The organism is Salinibacter ruber DSM 13855 (assembly GCF_000013045.1).
GTDB classification, from domain to species: Bacteria; Bacteroidota; Rhodothermia; order Rhodothermales; family Salinibacteraceae; genus Salinibacter; species Salinibacter ruber.
The window spans coordinates 1,926,037-1,941,991 of the sequence record NC_007677.1 but is presented as its reverse complement, the minus strand read 5'-3'; the positions used below and the strand labels follow the sequence as shown (position 1 = coordinate 1,941,991).

Annotated in this window: 12 protein-coding genes; 9 read left to right on the top strand and 3 right to left on the bottom strand. The window is 68.0% G+C overall.

What is annotated here, in order from left to right:
• Nucleotides 1-354 precede the first annotated feature (354 nt).
• The 4 genes from SRU_RS08215 to SRU_RS08200 all read left to right on the top strand — a co-directional run bounded on the left by SRU_RS08215 (nucleotide 355) and on the right by SRU_RS08200 (nucleotide 4,471).
• Nucleotides 355-1,074 carry a 5'-methylthioadenosine/adenosylhomocysteine nucleosidase gene (locus SRU_RS08215; RefSeq protein WP_221231473.1) on the top strand — a complete coding sequence of 240 codons (720 nt, stop codon included), beginning with the start codon at nucleotides 355-357 and terminating at the stop codon, nucleotides 1,072-1,074.
• A gap of 86 nt (nucleotides 1,075-1,160) precedes the next feature.
• Nucleotides 1,161-2,600, top strand: a complete 1,440-nt coding sequence (hemA, locus tag SRU_RS08210) for a glutamyl-tRNA reductase (RefSeq protein WP_103015525.1) — start codon at nucleotides 1,161-1,163, stop codon at nucleotides 2,598-2,600.
• A gap of 110 nt (nucleotides 2,601-2,710) precedes the next feature.
• Complete coding sequence (hemC, locus tag SRU_RS08205; protein WP_011404301.1) at nucleotides 2,711-3,682, top strand: hydroxymethylbilane synthase; 972 nt, start codon at nucleotides 2,711-2,713, stop codon at nucleotides 3,680-3,682.
• A gap of 45 nt (nucleotides 3,683-3,727) precedes the next feature.
• Entirely contained in the window at nucleotides 3,728-4,471 is a 744-nt protein-coding gene (locus SRU_RS08200; RefSeq protein WP_112904061.1) for a uroporphyrinogen-III synthase, read from the top strand.
• Nucleotide 4,472: 1 nt separating this feature from the next.
• Here SRU_RS08200 and thiE read toward each other — a convergent pair whose 3' ends face one another.
• Together thiE and SRU_RS08190 are read right to left on the bottom strand one after the other, a co-directional pair.
• Complete coding sequence (thiE, locus tag SRU_RS08195; RefSeq protein ID WP_011404299.1) at nucleotides 4,473-5,156, bottom strand: thiamine phosphate synthase; 684 nt, start codon at nucleotides 5,154-5,156, stop codon at nucleotides 4,473-4,475.
• Nucleotides 5,157-5,269: 113 nt separating this feature from the next.
• A complete protein-coding gene (locus tag SRU_RS08190) occupies nucleotides 5,270-6,313 on the bottom strand; it encodes a DUF3667 domain-containing protein (RefSeq protein WP_112904059.1) in 1,044 nt (347 codons plus the stop codon).
• Between the two features lie 242 nt (nucleotides 6,314-6,555).
• On the opposite strand from SRU_RS08190, the gene SRU_RS08185 reads away from it, so the two are divergent.
• The 4 genes from SRU_RS08185 to SRU_RS08170 all read left to right on the top strand — a co-directional run bounded on the left by SRU_RS08185 (nucleotide 6,556) and on the right by SRU_RS08170 (nucleotide 14,032).
• Nucleotides 6,556-7,902 (top strand): glycerate kinase type-2 family protein, encoded by a 1,347-nt coding sequence (locus SRU_RS08185; RefSeq protein ID WP_237701679.1) that lies wholly within the window; start codon nucleotides 6,556-6,558, stop codon nucleotides 7,900-7,902.
• 231 nt (nucleotides 7,903-8,133) lie between these two features.
• Nucleotides 8,134-10,626 carry a M14 family metallopeptidase gene (locus tag SRU_RS08180; RefSeq protein ID WP_237701678.1) on the top strand — a complete coding sequence of 831 codons (2,493 nt, stop codon included), beginning with the start codon at nucleotides 8,134-8,136 and terminating at the stop codon, nucleotides 10,624-10,626.
• Between the two features lie 52 nt (nucleotides 10,627-10,678).
• Nucleotides 10,679-12,784 (top strand): thioredoxin domain-containing protein, encoded by a 2,106-nt coding sequence (locus SRU_RS08175; RefSeq protein WP_011404295.1) that lies wholly within the window; start codon nucleotides 10,679-10,681, stop codon nucleotides 12,782-12,784.
• A gap of 57 nt (nucleotides 12,785-12,841) precedes the next feature.
• Nucleotides 12,842-14,032 carry a thiolase family protein gene (locus SRU_RS08170; RefSeq protein ID WP_011404294.1) on the top strand — a complete coding sequence of 397 codons (1,191 nt, stop codon included), beginning with the start codon at nucleotides 12,842-12,844 and terminating at the stop codon, nucleotides 14,030-14,032.
• Nucleotides 14,033-14,052: 20 nt separating this feature from the next.
• Here SRU_RS08170 and SRU_RS08165 read toward each other — a convergent pair whose 3' ends face one another.
• The gene (locus SRU_RS08165; RefSeq protein WP_011404293.1) at nucleotides 14,053-14,994 is read right to left on the bottom strand and encodes a hypothetical protein; all 942 of its coding nucleotides are present in this window, start codon (nucleotides 14,992-14,994) and stop codon (nucleotides 14,053-14,055) included.
• A 79-nt stretch (nucleotides 14,995-15,073) separates the two neighbouring features.
• Between SRU_RS08165 and SRU_RS08160 the strand changes: the two genes are divergently transcribed.
• The gene (locus tag SRU_RS08160) at nucleotides 15,074-15,694 is read left to right on the top strand and encodes a DNA-3-methyladenine glycosylase (RefSeq protein WP_011404292.1); all 621 of its coding nucleotides are present in this window, start codon (nucleotides 15,074-15,076) and stop codon (nucleotides 15,692-15,694) included.
• Nucleotides 15,695-15,955: the final 261 nt, after the last annotated feature.

The window sequence follows — 15,955 nt, the reverse complement described above, 5'->3', positions numbered from 1 at the left end:
TCGCTATCGGCTCCACACGGATCCGGGCGGGGCGAGTCGTTGGGAATCATCCCGTCTGCCAGAATCCGAGAAGACGCGCTCTCGCCCAATTGAGGACGTACAGCAGATTGAGGCACTCGTAGGCGGTGGTGGTGTTGTATCTGAATCTGCCATCAGTGCAATTCCTGGCGGCATTGTCATTGGCACTTCGCTTGTGTCGGGAAGTGAACTAGGCGTGCGCTATGGCACCATCATCGCCCTCGCATGTGGTGCCATTGGGGCGGTATTCGGGCTGGTCGCCGACATGGAACGTCGCGTCGTCTACCGTCGCCCTGTAAGCCGGTATTTAAAGTAATAGTTGAGGTGTGCGTCCGTATGCCGTTGGCCATCATGTCTGCGATGGACGTCGAAATGGAGCTGTATCTCGACCGCTGCGAGATCCTGCGCTCGACGCAGCGGGCGGGACTTGCCTTTCATGAGGCGTCGTGGCACGGGCACGATCTTGTCCTTGTCCGGGCGGGCGTTGGGAAGGTGAATGCCGCCCTCTGCACACAAATTCTGATCGATACGTTCGACGCCGAGGCCGTGATCTGTACCGGCTCGGCCGGGGCGGTGAATCCGGCGCTCGATATCGGTGACGTCGTCGTGGCGACCGACTGTGTGCAGCACGACGTGGTGGTCAAGTTCCTCGGGCTGCCGCGCGGACAGGTTCCGTTCACCGACTTTCGCTTCTTTAAGACGGATGCTGCATTGCGTCGCCGTGCACTGGCGGTTGACCTGCCCGATCACCGGATTACCCCTGGGCGCGTGCTGACGGGGGATCGGTTCATTGAGGACGAAGCCGACCGTCATCAGCTCCGCGAGGAGCTTGAAGGGGACTGTGTGGAAATGGAGGGCGCCGCCGTGGGGCAGGTCTGCGCGATGAACGACGTGCCGTACCTCGTGGTGCGGGCCATCTCGGACCATGCGGACGGCACGTCCGACGTCGACTTCGAGGCGTTCATGCAGGAGGCCGCCCGGTCCTCCTCCGAAATCGTCTTGTCCCTCCTCACTGCCCCGGATGGGGACGGCCCCCTGTCCGCATCCGGGCGTTGACGCCTTATTCAACCCTGGTTGCGAACAGCGCCCCTTGCCTCGTGTAACAGGTTTGCATCGAACGCTTGTGTCTTTCAACGGGCTCTATGAGGTTCTACGCAGTCGGGCTTAATCACGAGTGCACCTCGCTGGAGCAGACCGAAACGTTCGCGCTTAGTGCAGAAGAACAAGAGGCCCTGTACGCAAACCTGAGCCTGAGTGCCGACGCGGAGGTCGTGGTCCTGTCGACCTGCAACCGCACGGAGGCCTACCTCTACGGCACCGAGGCGGACTTGCGCCAGGTGAAGGCCCTGATCGGGCAGGGGGGCGGCACCCGGTGGCCCGAAGAAACGGCCTTTCAGGAGCGGGACGAGGCCGCGGTCCGGCACCTGCTGCAGGTAACGAGTGGCCTCCGCTCCGTGGTGCTCGGCGAGCGCCAAATCTTCGCTCAGGTCAAGGCGGCCTACGAGCGGGCGGTGGACGCTGGCGGGATTCACTCGGTGATGCACCGGCTCTTCCACACCGCATTCCGGGCCGCCAAGCGCGTCTCCTCGGAGACGGGACTGGGCCGCGGGGCCGCGTCGGTCTCGACCGCGGCCGTGGAGATGGCACGCCAAGACCTTTCGGAGGCCGGCGGCGAAGGGCTTCGAAACACGGAGATTGTGCTCGTGGGGGCGGGCAAGATGGGACGTCTCGCCCTGGAAGCCCTCGCGGACGAATCCCTTGCGTCGCTGACCGTCGTGAACCGGTCGCCCGACCGGGCCCGTGAAGTGGCCTCGCCGTTCGGGGGCGACACCGAGCCGTGGGCCGACCGCCACCGGGCCGTGGCCACCGCGGATCTCGCGCTGGTTGCTACGGGCGCGTCCGACCCCGTCCTGCACGCCCCCGCGCTGCCGGCCCCCGACGAGGCGACCCTCGTCGTGGACGTGGCGATGCCCCGCAACGTGGATCCGGCGGTGGACGAGCGCCCCGGGTACCGCCTCTACGACCTGGACGACCTGGAGGCCTGGACCGCGGAGGTCCGCGAGCGGCGGGCCGACGCCGTTCCCGAGGCGGAGTCCATCTGTGAGGAGCTCCTTGAGGACTTTGTGACCTGGGTGTTCCACCAGCAGGCCCTCCAGCCCGCCATCCAGGCCATCCGCAGCACGTTCGACACGATTCGGGAACAGGAGGTCGACCGCCACGCCCACCGCACGGGCATGGACCGCGAAGAGGTCGACCGCCTCACGGAGTCGATCATGCAGAAGCTGCTGGCGGTCCCCATCGTGCGGCTCAAAAACGTCGACCCGGAGAGCATCGACTTCGTCCAGGGCATTGAGCTGCTCCACGCGCTGTTTGCACCGTCCGACGAGAGCGATGCCGGCCGGTCCCTGGCGGAGGCGCCCGACGCCGATACGCCCGATTTGGGCGAGGCCCCGTCCCGCTGTCCCTACATGACCCACGACCCTGGAGGCGACGGAACGGAAACGGAGGAGGTGCAAAAGGCCCTTCGCCTGTCGGCCGCGCATCAGGCCGCGTCTCATTCCGAAGAGGTCCGCGGCGGGTAGGAGGGCCCGTTGGCCGTCGTCTCAACCGTGCCCCGCACGGCTGGAGGGGAACTGTGCCGTAGACGTGCGGAGTGCCGATCGCATTCTCTTTGAGTTTCCCTGGACTGGGCATGTCGATTTCCGACCCGCTTGTTCTCGGCACCCGAGGTAGTGAACTTGCCCTTCGGCAGGCCAACGTCGTGCGGTCGAGACTCGAAGCGGCTGGGCACCGCGTCGAGCTGGAGACCATCACGACGCGCGGCGACGAGGCGACGGACACGCCCATCTCGGAGATCGGGGACGAGGCGGTCTTCACCAAGGAGCTGGACCGTGCCTTGCTCCAGGGAGGTGTAGATCTGGCCGTCCACTCCCTCAAAGACATCCCGTCGACGGTCCCGTCGGGGCTCGCACTAGCCGCGATCGGGGAGCGCGAAGACCCGCGGGATGCGTTCGTCGCGCACCCGTCCTTCGACGGGCACCTCCACGACCTGCCGGAGGGGGCCACGGTGGCGACCGCCTCGCTCCGCCGCACGGCCCAGCTGCTCACCTGGCGGTCCGACCTTGAGGTCGTGCCGGTTCGGGGCAACGTGGACACCCGCCTCGAGAAACTGGGCGAGAGCGACTGGACGGGAATGGTGCTGGCGGTGGCGGGCCTCGTGCGGCTCGGGCTGTCGCTTCACATTCGCGACCGGATCGATCCGTCGCTCATTGTGCCGGCGGTGGGGCAGGGGGCGCTCGGCATCGCGTGCCGGGAGGATCAGGATGCGCTCCGCGACCTGCTTCGGGAGACCCTCCACCACGCCCCCAGTGGGCATGCCGCGAACGCGGAGCGGGCCTTTTTGAAAAAGGTGGGCGGGGGGTGTCAGGTGCCGCTCGGGGCGTGGGCCCACATCGACGACGGCACGCTGGTGCTGGACGCCTGCATTGCCGCCCTCGACGGCAGCGAGCACTACCGCGACGAGCGGCGCTGCGCGCCGGAGGACGGGGCGGCCGTCGGGCGGAAGCTGGCTGCCGACCTGCTGGCGATGGGGGGCGACCACATCCTCGACGACGTGCTCGGCGAAAGCCGGGAGGGGACGTCGAACTCTCCCTTCCGGCCCTGATTGAGACCCCGTCTCGCGTGGCCCTGCGGGCATCTGGCATCGACCATGAGCGCCGCTCCCGACGTCATCCTTCTCCGGTCGGCGGACGATGAAGCCCCGGACCGGTACCGGGCCGCCTTGCGCGAGGCGGGGCTGCGGGCGGTCTGCGAGCCTGTACTCGCCTTCACGTTCCCCCGACAGGCACAGCTCCGCGACCGGCTGGCCGCACCCGACCCGTACGCGGGGCTCCTCGCCACCAGTCCGCGGGCCACTGTCGCCCTCGAACAGGTGTTTGCGTCCCACGAAGCACTCGCGGACGGATGGGCGGACCGCCTGGCGTACGCGGTGGGGCCGAAAACCGCGGCCCGCCTGCGGGCGCTGGGACTCCGTGCCCGCGGGGACGATACAGGCACTGCGGACGCCCTGGCCGCGCGCATCGTCAAGGACGATCCGGACGCGCCCCTGCTCTTCCTGTCCGGGAATCGACGGCGTGAGACGTTGCCGGAGGCCCTGCGGGCCGCGGAGGTCCGTTTCGACGAGCTGGTGGTGTACGAGACGCACGCCCGCACTGATCTCGACGTGCCGGCGCGGGGGAGGGCGTCCTGGCTCGTCTTTTTCAGCCCGTCCGGCTTGGAAGCGGTGACCCGCGCGGAGGGGGTAGACGTGCAGGCCCATCGGCTCGCGGCCATCGGGCCGACCACGGCGGAGGCCCTAGAGGGCGACGGGCACGCCGTGGAGGCGGTGGCGGACGAGCCGTCTCCGGATGGGCTCGTGGCGGCCCTTCAGCGGGCAGGCGCGCGTTCCTCCTGAGTCACGAGTCCGCCTCGCGAAGCACGCCGTCGATGGCGGCCCGGAAGCGGGCGGTCGCCTGCTCGGGGTTGCGGGCCGTGTCGACAGCGGACAAGACGGCGACGCCGTGGGCGCCCGCCTCCAGAACGCTCCGCACCCGATCGTGGGTGATGCCCCCGATTGCGATGACCGGGATGGGAACGGCCTCACACGCGTCGGCCAGGCCGTCGGGGCCCTTCACGGACTTTGGGTTGCGCTTCGAGGTCGTGGGAAAGACCGGCCCGAAGCCGATGTAGTCGGCCCCTTGTTCGTAGGCCTCCGCTGCCTCGTGGGGCTTGCTGGCCGTGCCGCCGATGATGGGGGAGGGGCCCAGCACCGAGCGGGCCGCGTCGATCGGAAAGTCGTCCTGCCCAAGGTGCACCCCGTCGGCATCGGTGGCCTGCGCGATGTCGAGATGGTCGTCGATCAGGAGCGGCGTGGAGGCGTCGGCACACACCGTGGCGACCTTGCGCGCCTCCAGGAGCTTGTTCTGGATGCCGCCGTGCTTCTGCCGAAACTGAATGGTGTCGGCCCCGCCCCGAATGGCGAGGCGGGCCAGCTCGGCGTGGGAGCGATCCTGCTGAAGGTGGAAGTCGGTCAGCACGTGCAGGCGGCCGATCGATTTTTCGGCGCGGGCGGGCTCCCCGTTGGTGGACGTATTCTCCATGACTGAGGTGGGTGCATCTCGACGATAACGTACGGCGCCTTCACTTCTTAGCTTCGCCGCAGTTCCGGACGGCACCGGACGCCCGTTCCCTGCGAGGCGATGAGCGGGAGGCGCTAGGCCGAGTGCCCCCCGTGCCGGTAGCGAGCATAGAGTTCAAAGGCTCCATGCACGAGAAGAAGAACGGCCGCGAATGCCACCGCTACGATAACCCCACCAGGTCCGCTCCCAGAGTAGGCGTCCGGATACGCCCAGAGCAGCCATTCGGCGTATCCTGCGAGGCCCACAATTGACACCGGAGCGGCCTCAGTGTATCCCCATGCCAATCCGAGGCTTCCCTTGATTCCGTTCCACACGCTTGCCCCAAAGCATCCGTACGTAAGAACACCCGGATAGACGAAGAGAAGCGCCTGGGATCCCCAATCGAACGCAGTCGAGAGTCGAGCCCCGAGCGCTCCGTGGTGCACGAGGAGTTCGAGGATGCAGTCGGCACACTGGTAGAGGATGACCGCGTGGGCGGTGGCGTACGTCCCGACGGCGAAGGCTTCGGCCGGAACGTTCGTGTCTCGGCGAAACAAAGCCCAGTAAAGGAGCCCAACGAGCCCCGCGATCAGCACGAGCGCCAGAGCAGGATACGCGCCGAGCTGCTCGAGATCCTGAACGGCCGCGCCCCACGCGGTTCCTTCGAGAGAGGCGGCCGCTGCTTCCCCTGAATCCTCGGCCGCGCCCTTCGTAAAGCCCTGTGCGACGTGTACAGCGAATCGTCCAATGTTGTGGTCTGGGGCACCAATTCCCTGCAACGCTGCAGAAGCGACTGTAGTGACGATGGCGCCGACCAGCAGGTAGCGCCCCGGGTTCGTGAACGGTTGTCGTGCCCCCGCCAGGTAGGCCCGCACGGCCGTACCGGGGTGGAGCGTGAGGTCCCTGAAGGTTCGCCAGAGCCCGCGTTCCGTGTCAATAAGCTCGCGGACGAACCCGCCGAGAATGCTGATGATGGAAAGCTCCGGCTCCGCCCGCTGTCCACAGGCCGGACAGTAGTCTCCCACGAAGGTCTGCCCGCAGTTGGCGCAGGTCTCGGGCACCGCGGGCGGCTGCGCCGCGCCTGAGGGGGCTGAGCTGCTTGTGCCGGTGCTGGCGTCGCCATCCGGAATTGAGGACATGAGAGACCCTCTCCAGTCGATCCAGTGCACGCTGCGCCAACGCCGCGCGTGAGGCCTGACTTGATGCTCTGTACCCCAGAGCCGCGATTGAGATTCCTGTGCGCGATGTGGTCCGGATCGAACCGTGGAGCGGGCCCCAACCCACGGCCGATCTTTCGCCGCCGGGACCCGTGCGGGACACTTCCCGGCGACAACGACGTGTACGAAATTGCGATCTTCCTCCTCAAAGCGAGCAGTCGACCGTGTCAACCCCGGATCTTCTCGACACCACCGCCGCGGACGCGAAGGCCATTTTCCGTGCGGCCGTCCGCCGCGTACAGGCCGACCGCCTGCTCAATTCGACCGACCCGGACGCGTGGGCGCCGCAACCGTTAGGCCACTACGAGGGAATCCGCGTCGTCGGGCTCGGAAAGGCCGCCATGGCGATGATGGGGACCGTCGAGCAGGTGCTCGGCGATGCCATGACCGACGGGTACGCCATCGTGCCGGAGGGGTACCCGGAGCACCTTCCGGCGTCGTGTCCGGCCCCCACGATGGGGACCGTGGTGGAAGGCGGCCACCCCCTCCCGACGGAGGCGGGGGTGCGTGGGGCCCGACGCATCGTGGAGCAGGCCGAAGCCGCGGGGGCCGACGAGCTGCTTCTCGTGTTGGTGTCGGGGGGCGGGACGGCCCTCGGCACGCTGCCGGCCGACGGCATGGCCCTCGCGGACCTGAAGCGCACCTACCACCTTCTGCTGCGCAGCGGGGTGAACATCCAGCAGATGAACGCGGTGCGCAAGCACCTGACGCAGACGGGCGGGGGCCAGCTTGCCCGGGCGGCGGCCCCGGCGGACGTGGGCAGCCTCATCGTCTCCGACGTCGTCGGGAACGATATGTCTGTTATTGCAAGTGGGCCTACCGTTCCCGATCCCACCACGTACGAGGATGCTATGCGCGTGCTCTACACGCGGGACCTGTGGACCGAGGTGTCGGGCCCAGTGCGCACGCGTCTCAGTACGGGTGCACGCGGGCGTCGTCCAGAGACGCCCGGCCCGGAGGCGGACTGTTTCGAGCGCACGTCGAACACGCTGGTGGGAACCAACCGGACGGCCCTCGCGGCGGCCCGGGAGGCGGCCGAGGCGCGTGGGTATGCGGTGCGACAGGAGGCGGAAGAGGTAGAAGGGGAGGCGCGGTCGGTGGGCAAGGCACACGTTCAGGCCATGCTCCAGGCAGCCCCCGATTCCCCGACCTGCTGGCTGTGGGGGGGAGAGACAACGGTCACGGTGACGGGCGATGGCAAGGGAGGGCGCAACCAGGAGGTGGCTCTGGGCGCTGCCCTGGCGATGGAGGATGCGTCCCGGCCGACGGTGCTCTTGAGTGGGGGTACCGACGGCATCGACGGCCCGACGGACGCGGCGGGGGCCTGGGCGACCCCCATGACGACCGAAAAGGCCCGCGCCGTCGATTGCGATCCCAAAGATCACCTTCGGCAGAACGATGCGTACCCGTTCTTTGACGCCATCGATCACCTCCTGCGCCCGGGGCCGACCCATACAAATGTGATGGACGTGCACGTGGGGCTCAGCCTCCCCGAAGACCCTCAGCCCTGAGTGCATTCCCGAGCGCGGCTCTCTTTTCACGAGGCTGTCATTTCACCTGCCGTAGTGAATCGGTATACTACATCTGTCTTCAGCTTCCTTCGTTCTGCCTTCGCATTCGACGCACCCTGCGCACTCATGTCTCCTCGATCGTCTCTCCGGCGCCTCGCGGCTCTCGGGGCAATTCTCGTCGGCCTCTGTCTCACAGCGGCGCCGGCGTCCGGCCAGGACCTCCCGCTCGCCATGGACACCCCGCTCCCGGGGACCGACAGCTATGACGACGCCATCCCCACCCCCACGGAGGTCATCGGCCACGAGATCGGCACGCGCCACACCCGTCCGGCCCAGGTCGTGCGCTACTTTGAGGCGGTGGCGGCGGCCAGCGACCGGGTGCAACTTCGGGAGCACGGCCGCACCTACGAGGGGCGGCGGCTCATCCACGCCGTCGTGACGAGCACGGACAATCAGGAAAACCTCGACCAGATCCAACGCGCCAACCGGCGCGCCGCCACCGCGCCGACCCAGGTGTCGGACGAGGACCTGCAGGACCGCCCGGCCGTCGTCCTCATGGGGTACAGCATCCACGGCGACGAGGCGAGCGGCACGGAGGCCGCGATTCTGCTCCTGTACCACCTGGCGGCCGGCAGCGGGCCGGACGTCGAGGCGGCCCTCGAAAACGCGGTCACCCTCATCGACCCGATGTTCAATCCCGACGGGCGCGACCGCTTCGTGGACTGGGTCAATGGCAACCGGGGGGGCACGCCCACGGCCGACCCGCAGGACCGCGAGCACAACCAGCCGTGGCCGGGAGGGCGCACCAACCACTACTGGTTTGACCTGAACCGGGACTGGCTGCCCGCACAGCACCCGTCCTCGCAGGGACGGCTCGACTACTTCCACAACTGGAAGCCGCAGGTGCTCACGGACTTCCACGAGATGGGATCGGAGGCGACCTACTTCTTCCAGCCGGGCGTGCAGAGCCGCACCAACCCCAACACCCCGGAGATGAATCAGGAGCTGACCGGCCGCATCGCGGAGCGCCACGGCGAGTACCTCGACCAGATCGGGTCCCTCTACTACACCCGGGAGACGTTCGACGACTTCTACTACGGAAAGGGATCGACGTACCCGGACATCAACGGCTCGATTGGGATTCTCTTCGAGCAGGCCTCCTCGCGGGCGCTGCGGAAGGAGACGAGCAAGGGCGAGCTGACTTATCCCTTCACGGTGCGCAATCAGTTCATGACCTCGCTCTCGACGATGCGGGCCGTCGTGGAACTGCGGACCGATCTGCTGGAGTATCAGCGCGACTTCTTTGCCAACCGGGACGAGGCGCTGCAGGACACCGAGACCGAGGCCTTCCTCGTCGACCGGTCGGCGCAGCCCACCCGGGCCCGCGCCCTGGCGCAGGTGCTCGACCGTCACGAGGTCCGGATGTTTGACCTCGACGAGTCGGTTCAGGCCAACGGAACCACCTTTCGGCCGGGCGACGCCTACATGGTTCCGCTCGACCAGCCGCAGGGCCGCTTCGTGAAGGCGGCGATGGAGCGCACCTCCACGTACCCCGATTCGATCTTCTACGACGTGTCGACCTGGAGCCTCCCGCTGGCCTTCGGGGTCGAGCACGCGGCCGTCTCCGACGCGCCGGCGCAGGGGCAGCGGCTTCAGGATCCGAGCTACGAAAGTGGCGAGGTCGTCGGGGGACGCTCCGAATACACCTACGTGCTGCCCTGGGGCAAGTACTACGCCCCGCGGGCCGTACAGCGCCTCCACAACAACGACATCCGTCCCCGCGTGATGACCGAGCCGTTCACGGCGCGCGTCAACGGATCGTCCCAGTCCTTCGACCGGGGCGCCATCGTCGTGCAGGTCCAACAGCGCGGCGTGGCCGCCGACAGCATCCACCAGGTCGTCCAACGCATCGCCGAGGACGACTACGTGGACGTCTACGCCGTGGACCAGGGGATGACCCCGCAGGGCCCGGATCTCGGCAGCGCGGGCTCCGACATTCTCGACCCGCCGAAGGTCGCGATCATTACGGGGACCGGCGGCGGCTCCCGCTACAGCGGCACGAGCGCCTACAACGCGGGAGAGGTGTGGCACCTCCTGAGCGAGCGCATGAACGTGCCGGTGTCGCTGGTCGACCTGTCCGACGTGCAGTACGCGGACCTCGACCGCTACAACACCATGGTGCTGGCCGGCGGCAGCTTCAACGACCTGCCCACCGACGACATCGAGAACTGGGTCCGGAACGGCGGCACGCTCATTGGCGTGGAGGACGCCGTGGAGTGGCCGATCGAACAGGGCATGGTGGACCTGGAGGAGCGCGAGCTGGACGTGGACTCGCTGGTTCAGGACCAGTCGTACGCGGACCTTGACAATGCCTATGGGGCACAGGGCATTGGCGGCTCCATCTTCGAAACGAACCTCGACCCCACCCACCCGGTCGCCTACGGCTACGACGAGAGCGTGCCCGTTTTCCGTGTGGGGACGGGCTTCTACGACCCGAGCGATGAGCCGGGGGCGAGCGTGGGCACCTACGACGCCACGCCGCGCCTGAGCGGCTACCTCTCCGACGAGCAGACCGAACAAGCCCGGGGCGCCGCGTCCATTGAGGCCCACGAGGTGGGCGGTGGGCAGGTCATCCTCTTCATGGACAACCCCAACTTCCGGGCCTTCTGGTACGGCACCAACGGCCTCTTCCTGAACGCCGTCCACTTCGGCCAAATCCTGTAGGGCCCAGGGAGCGTGTCCGCGTGCTCAGGTTCACCAACACACTGACGACGCCATGCCCAATCGCCTCGCCGACGAGCAAAGCCCGTACCTGCGCCAGCACAAGGACAACCCCGTCGACTGGCGCCCGTGGGGCGACGCGGCGTTCGCGAAAGCGCGCGAGGAGGACAAGCCCATCTTCTTGTCCATCGGGTACTCGACGTGCCACTGGTGCCACGTCATGGAGCGGGAGTCCTTCGAGGACGACGACGTGGCCGCGCTCCTCAACGACGGCTTCGTGCCGATCAAGGTGGACCGCGAGGAGCGCCCCGATGTCGACAGCATCTACATGGACGTCTGCCAGATGATGCGGGGGCAGGGCGGGTGGCCGTTGACCGTGCTCCTCACCCCGGACCGGAAGCCCTTTTTCGCGGCGACGTACCTGCCGAAAGAAGGGCGGTTTCAGCAGACGGGCCTCATGGACCTGCTGCCGCGGGTCAAGCAGCTCTGGAACAGCGACGACCGGGCGAAGCTTCTCGACGACGCCGAGCAGGTCACCGACCGGCTCCAACGCATCGGGGACGACCAGACGGACGGGGACGCGCCCGGGCCGACGCTCCTCGACGACGCGGCGCGGCAGCTCGCCCAGCAGTTCGATCGGACGCACGGGGGGTTCGGGTCGGCCCCGAAGTTTCCGGCGCCGCACAACCTGCTCTTTCTGCTGCGCCACTGGCACCGTACGGGCGAGCAGGCGGCCCTCAACCAGGTTACCACGACGCTCGACCGGATGCGGTGGGGCGGCCTCTTCGATCAGGTGGGATACGGCTTCCACCGGTATTCGACCGATCAGCAGTGGAAGCTTCCCCACTTCGAAAAGATGCTGTACGACCAGGCCATGCATGTCCTGGCGTACACGGAGGCGTACCAGGCGACCGGCACCGACCGGTACGAGCGCACGGCCCGCGAGGTGCTTACGTACGTCCGCCGCGACCTTCAGGCCCCGGACGGCGGGTTCTTCTCCGCCGAGGACGCCGATAGTTTGAACGCGGAAGGGGACATGGAAGAGGGGGCGTTTTACGTCTGGTCGATCGAGGACATTCGAGAGCACCTGGAGCCCGCCCTGGCGGACCTCGTGATTGACGTCTACAACATGTCGCCGGCGGGGAACTATCAGGAGGAGCGCACGGGCGAGCGGACCGGCAAAAACGTGCTGCACCGCGACCAGTCCCTCGCCGCGGCGGCCGAGCAGCGAGGAATGGAGGTAGATGTGCTCCGAGACCATCTCGAAACGGCCCGCCGTGTCCTGCTCGACGCGCGGTCCGAGCGTCCGCGTCCCGGCCTCGACGACAAGGTGTTGACGGACTGGAACGGCCTTATGACGGCGGCGCTCGCGAAGGCCGCCCGCGTTTTTGACGATGCCCAGTTCGAGGAGGCCGCCGTCCAGACGGGCCGGTTTGTGCTCGACACGATGCACGACGCGGACGGGCGCCTGCTCCACCGGTACCGGGAGGGCGAGGCCGGCATCCAGGCCACCCTCGACGACTACGCGTTTCTGATCTGGGGACTCCTCGAACTGTACGAGACGACGTTCGACGCCGACTGGCTCCGGGCGGCGGTCGAGCACATGGAGGCGGCCCTGGATCGCTTCTGGGACGCCGAGGGCGGCGGCTTCTACATGACCCCCGAGGATGGAGAGGCCCTCATCGTGCGCCCGAAGGAGGCGAACGACGGTGCCCTGCCGTCCGGCAACTCGGTGCAGCTGATGAACCTGTTGCGGCTGGCCCGCTTCACCGGTCGCACCGAGTTTGAGGAGCGGGCGGCGGCGTTGAGCCGGTGGGCCGGGGCGACCGCCCGGCGCCGCCCGACCGGGTTTACGGCGATGCTCTCGGGGCTGCACTGGGCGCTGGGCACCCCGCGGGAGGTCGTGGTGGCGGGCGAGCCCGATTCGGACGACACCAATGCCCTGATCGACGTGCTTCGGGACGACTACACCCCGACCACGGTGACGCTGCAACGTCCTCCGGGCGACGCGGACATCACGGCCCTCGCCCCGTTTACGGAATCGCAAACGCCCGTGGACGGCCGGGCCGCCGCGTACGTCTGCGAGGCGTTCCGGTGTGAGGCGCCGGTCACGGACCCGGCCGCGCTCCGGGAGCAACTCCGGACCGATCGGGAGGACTGACGCGCCCGTTTCTCTGTCACCCCGTTTCTGCTTTCTCACCAACTCCCCTGCTTCGCTATGCGTGATGTTTATATTGCCGCGGCTGCCCGAACCCCGATGGGGCGCCTCGGCGGGGCCCTCAAAACCCACTCACCTGTCGACCTCGCCGCGCCGGTCATGCGGGCGGCGCTCGACCGTGCCGAGGTCGATGGCGGCGGGCTCGACCTCTACATCTTCGGCAATGTGCTTCGGGCAGGGCAGGGGCAGTTGGTGCCGCGTCAGGCGGCGCTCCAGGCGGGCATCCCCGAGAGCGTCGACGGGTACGCCGTAGACATGGTGTGTGCCTCCAGCATGATGTCGATTATGAACGGGGCGACGATGATCAAGGCCGGGGAGGCCGATCTCATTCTAGCGGGGGGCACCGAGGCGATGTCCGACGCGGGCTTCTACCTGGATTCCGGGGCACGATGGGGCTACACGTTTTCGCCCGGGGGCGAGCAGTTGCAGGACATCATGCACCGCGACGGCCTGAGTGACCCGGAGACCGGCACCGCCATGGGCGAGCAGACCGAACGGCTCTGTGCGGAGCACGACATCGGGCGGGCGGCGCTCGACGAGGTTGCGGCCGCCTCCCAGCAACGGGCCGCCGAGGCCACAGACGAAGGCCGGTTCGATGATGAGATTGCCCCGGTGGAGTACGACACGCGCTCGGGGCCCGAGACGCTGGAGACGGACGAGGGCATCCGCCCGGACACGACGGCGGAGGGGCTCGCGAACTTGGGGCCGGCCTTCGCGGAGGACGGCGTGTTGACGGCGGGCAACAGCAGCCAAATCTCTGACGGGGCCGCGGCGGTGCTTCTCGCCAGCGCCGACGCGGTGGATGCGCACGGCCTCACGCCGCTCGCGAAGGTGCACCGCGGGGGGTGGTCGGCGCGCGAGTCGTGGCGCTTTCCGGAGGCCCCCATTCCGGCGGTCCACAACGTGCTCGACGCGACCAACACGACGCTGGACGACTACGACCTCTTTGAAAACAACGAGGCCTTTGCGATCAACAACATCCTCTTCCACCGCGAACTCGATGTGCCGTACGACCGGTTGAACGTGCACGGCGGCGCGATTGCGCTCGGCCACCCCATCGGGGCGTCGGGGACGCGGATTACGGTGACGCTCCTCCACGCCCTCCGGCAGCACGACGGCACGATGGGCATGGCCTCCATCTGCCACGGGACGGGCGGCGGCGTGGCGCTGGCGATCGAGCGGACCACTTGAGGGAGAAGGCCCGCGCCCAACTACGCCCCGGACAATGCGCGGCACTGCGCCGCTCCCTGAACGGCCCGCCCCTCGAACGCGACTCCGCCCCCGTTGAGCCGGCCCTCGATGCGGTGGGCCGTTCGTTCCCCCTCGAACGCAAAGTCGTCGCCGAGGGCCACCTGCGAGCCTGTAAGAAGCAGGCCCGCGGCGTGGTCGTGCGGAAGGTGCGTGTGGAGGGCGCCGCCGACCGCCCGAAGGATGGTATTCTCAGTGGGGGCGCCCCGGTAGGTGAGCGCCCCGCCCCGGACCTGGGCCTTGCAGGGGCCGGTCAGGTGCCAGAGGGTCAGCGCCGCGCCGTGGACGGACAGGTCGGCGGATCCGTTCAGGTCCTCAACGGTGGTGGGACTGGACCGTGCCTGCAGGGTGACGGACGTGTTCTGGAGGCGTTCGAGGCGGACGGTGCCCGCCGCCCACTGGGCGGTAAGGGCGGCATCGGTGCTGTCCTGGACCGTGAGGTCGCCGCCGCTTCCCCGAACCCGGAGCGGCCCCGTCAGCCCGGTGGCGCACACCGAGCCGCCCGGGGCAGTCAGGTCGACACTGCCGGCCAGGTTGGAGGACTCGACCGTCCCACCGAAGGCGTGGGCAGTGACGTCCAGGCTGGGAGGGAGGAAGACGTCGAGCCGAACGGCGGTGGGGCGGCTTAGGCGCTTGCGCCAATCCGATATGCCCTCGGAGACGCGACGCCCGAAGACGTGCAACCGGTCGCCCGACTGATGTGTGGAAATCTCCTTCCGGTCGAACAATCGGCGGGCGGTGTCCGCATCGGCGCCGGGCACCGCGCCACGGACCTGGATGCGATCGGCCTCGTCGTGGGGCTGAAGGCGGAGGTGCGCCTCGGGGACGTCGAGGAGGAGCGTCTCCAACGCGCCGGCTTTGAACGCCGCGTCCATGACGGTCGCCGTCGAGGAGGGAGGGGGCATAACACCAATCGGGCAACAAGTGCGCAGATACCTGTGCCGCCCGGATCTACCGACCACCCTGCCAACTGTTCACCCTGACATGGAGCCTCTTCCCGCATCCTTCTTCAACCGGCCTACGGTCTCCGTTGCCCGGGACCTGCTGGGCGCCCGTCTCGTCCACGAGGCCCCGACGGGCACCCGCCTCGTCGGGCGGATCGTGGAGACGGAGGCCTATACGGAGGACGACCCGGCCTGCCACGCCTCGCACCTCTCGCGTGATCCGGAGACCGGTGAGGTGGTCGGTCAGGGGCGGGGCCAAGACCTGTTCGCCGCGCCGGGCACCGCGTACGTGTACCTCATCTACGGCGTCCACTGGCTCCTCAACGTGGTGACGGAACCGGAGGGGACGGCGGGCGCGGTGCTGGTCCGGGCGGTGGAGCCCGAGGAGGGCCTCCAGGACATGCGGACGGAGCGGGGCGTCGACCGCAGGGTGGATTTGACGAACGGGCCCGGGAAGCTGGCCGAGGCGTTCGGCATTGACGGCGAGTTTCACCAGACGCGCCTGACGGCCCGTCCGCTGTTTTTTGCCGACGGGGACTCCGTGGACGACGAACAGGTGGCCCGGTCCTCACGCATCGGCATCTCCAAGGGGGTGGAGCGCTCCTGGCGGTGGTACGTGGCGGCGAACCGGTTTGTCTCACCGGCCAGCCCGAGTGGATAAGCCCACTTGTGCATCCGAGAGGGACGATCTCAATCGGGAATCCTCGGCGACTTCAGCCGTACATACGGGCCCCTGAGATTCACACTCATGCGCGCTCTCGAAACTCGCCCCCCACAGGCGTCCGTGACGGTGTGTGACCGTCGCTCCACGCGAGTGTTGCGAGTTTCAACACCGGCTTTAACTTCGACAATCACTTGAAGTGCTCGAGCATACGTCGCTGACCCCGACTTCTGTACGACTCTTCCACTCAGCCAAGACCGA

Excerpts from the sequence above, each read along its gene's own strand:
- SRU_RS08215 (WP_221231473.1), top strand. The coding sequence starts at position 355 with ATGCCGTTGGCCATCATGTCTGCGATGGACGTCGAAATGGAGCTGTAT.
- hemA (WP_103015525.1), top strand. The coding sequence starts at position 1,161 with ATGAGGTTCTACGCAGTCGGGCTTAATCACGAGTGCACCTCGCTGGAG.
- hemC (WP_011404301.1), top strand. The coding sequence starts at position 2,711 with ATGTCGATTTCCGACCCGCTTGTTCTCGGCACCCGAGGTAGTGAACTT.
- SRU_RS08200 (WP_112904061.1), top strand. The coding sequence starts at position 3,728 with ATGAGCGCCGCTCCCGACGTCATCCTTCTCCGGTCGGCGGACGATGAA.
- thiE (WP_011404299.1), bottom strand. The coding sequence starts at position 5,156 with ATGGAGAATACGTCCACCAACGGGGAGCCCGCCCGCGCCGAAAAATCG.
- SRU_RS08190 (WP_112904059.1), bottom strand. The coding sequence starts at position 6,313 with ATGTCCTCAATTCCGGATGGCGACGCCAGCACCGGCACAAGCAGCTCA.
- SRU_RS08180 (WP_237701678.1), top strand. The coding sequence starts at position 8,134 with ATGGACACCCCGCTCCCGGGGACCGACAGCTATGACGACGCCATCCCC.
- SRU_RS08175 (WP_011404295.1), top strand. The coding sequence starts at position 10,679 with ATGCCCAATCGCCTCGCCGACGAGCAAAGCCCGTACCTGCGCCAGCAC.
- SRU_RS08170 (WP_011404294.1), top strand. The coding sequence starts at position 12,842 with ATGCGTGATGTTTATATTGCCGCGGCTGCCCGAACCCCGATGGGGCGC.
- SRU_RS08165 (WP_011404293.1), bottom strand. The coding sequence starts at position 14,994 with ATGCCCCCTCCCTCCTCGACGGCGACCGTCATGGACGCGGCGTTCAAA.
- SRU_RS08160 (WP_011404292.1), top strand. The coding sequence starts at position 15,074 with ATGGAGCCTCTTCCCGCATCCTTCTTCAACCGGCCTACGGTCTCCGTT.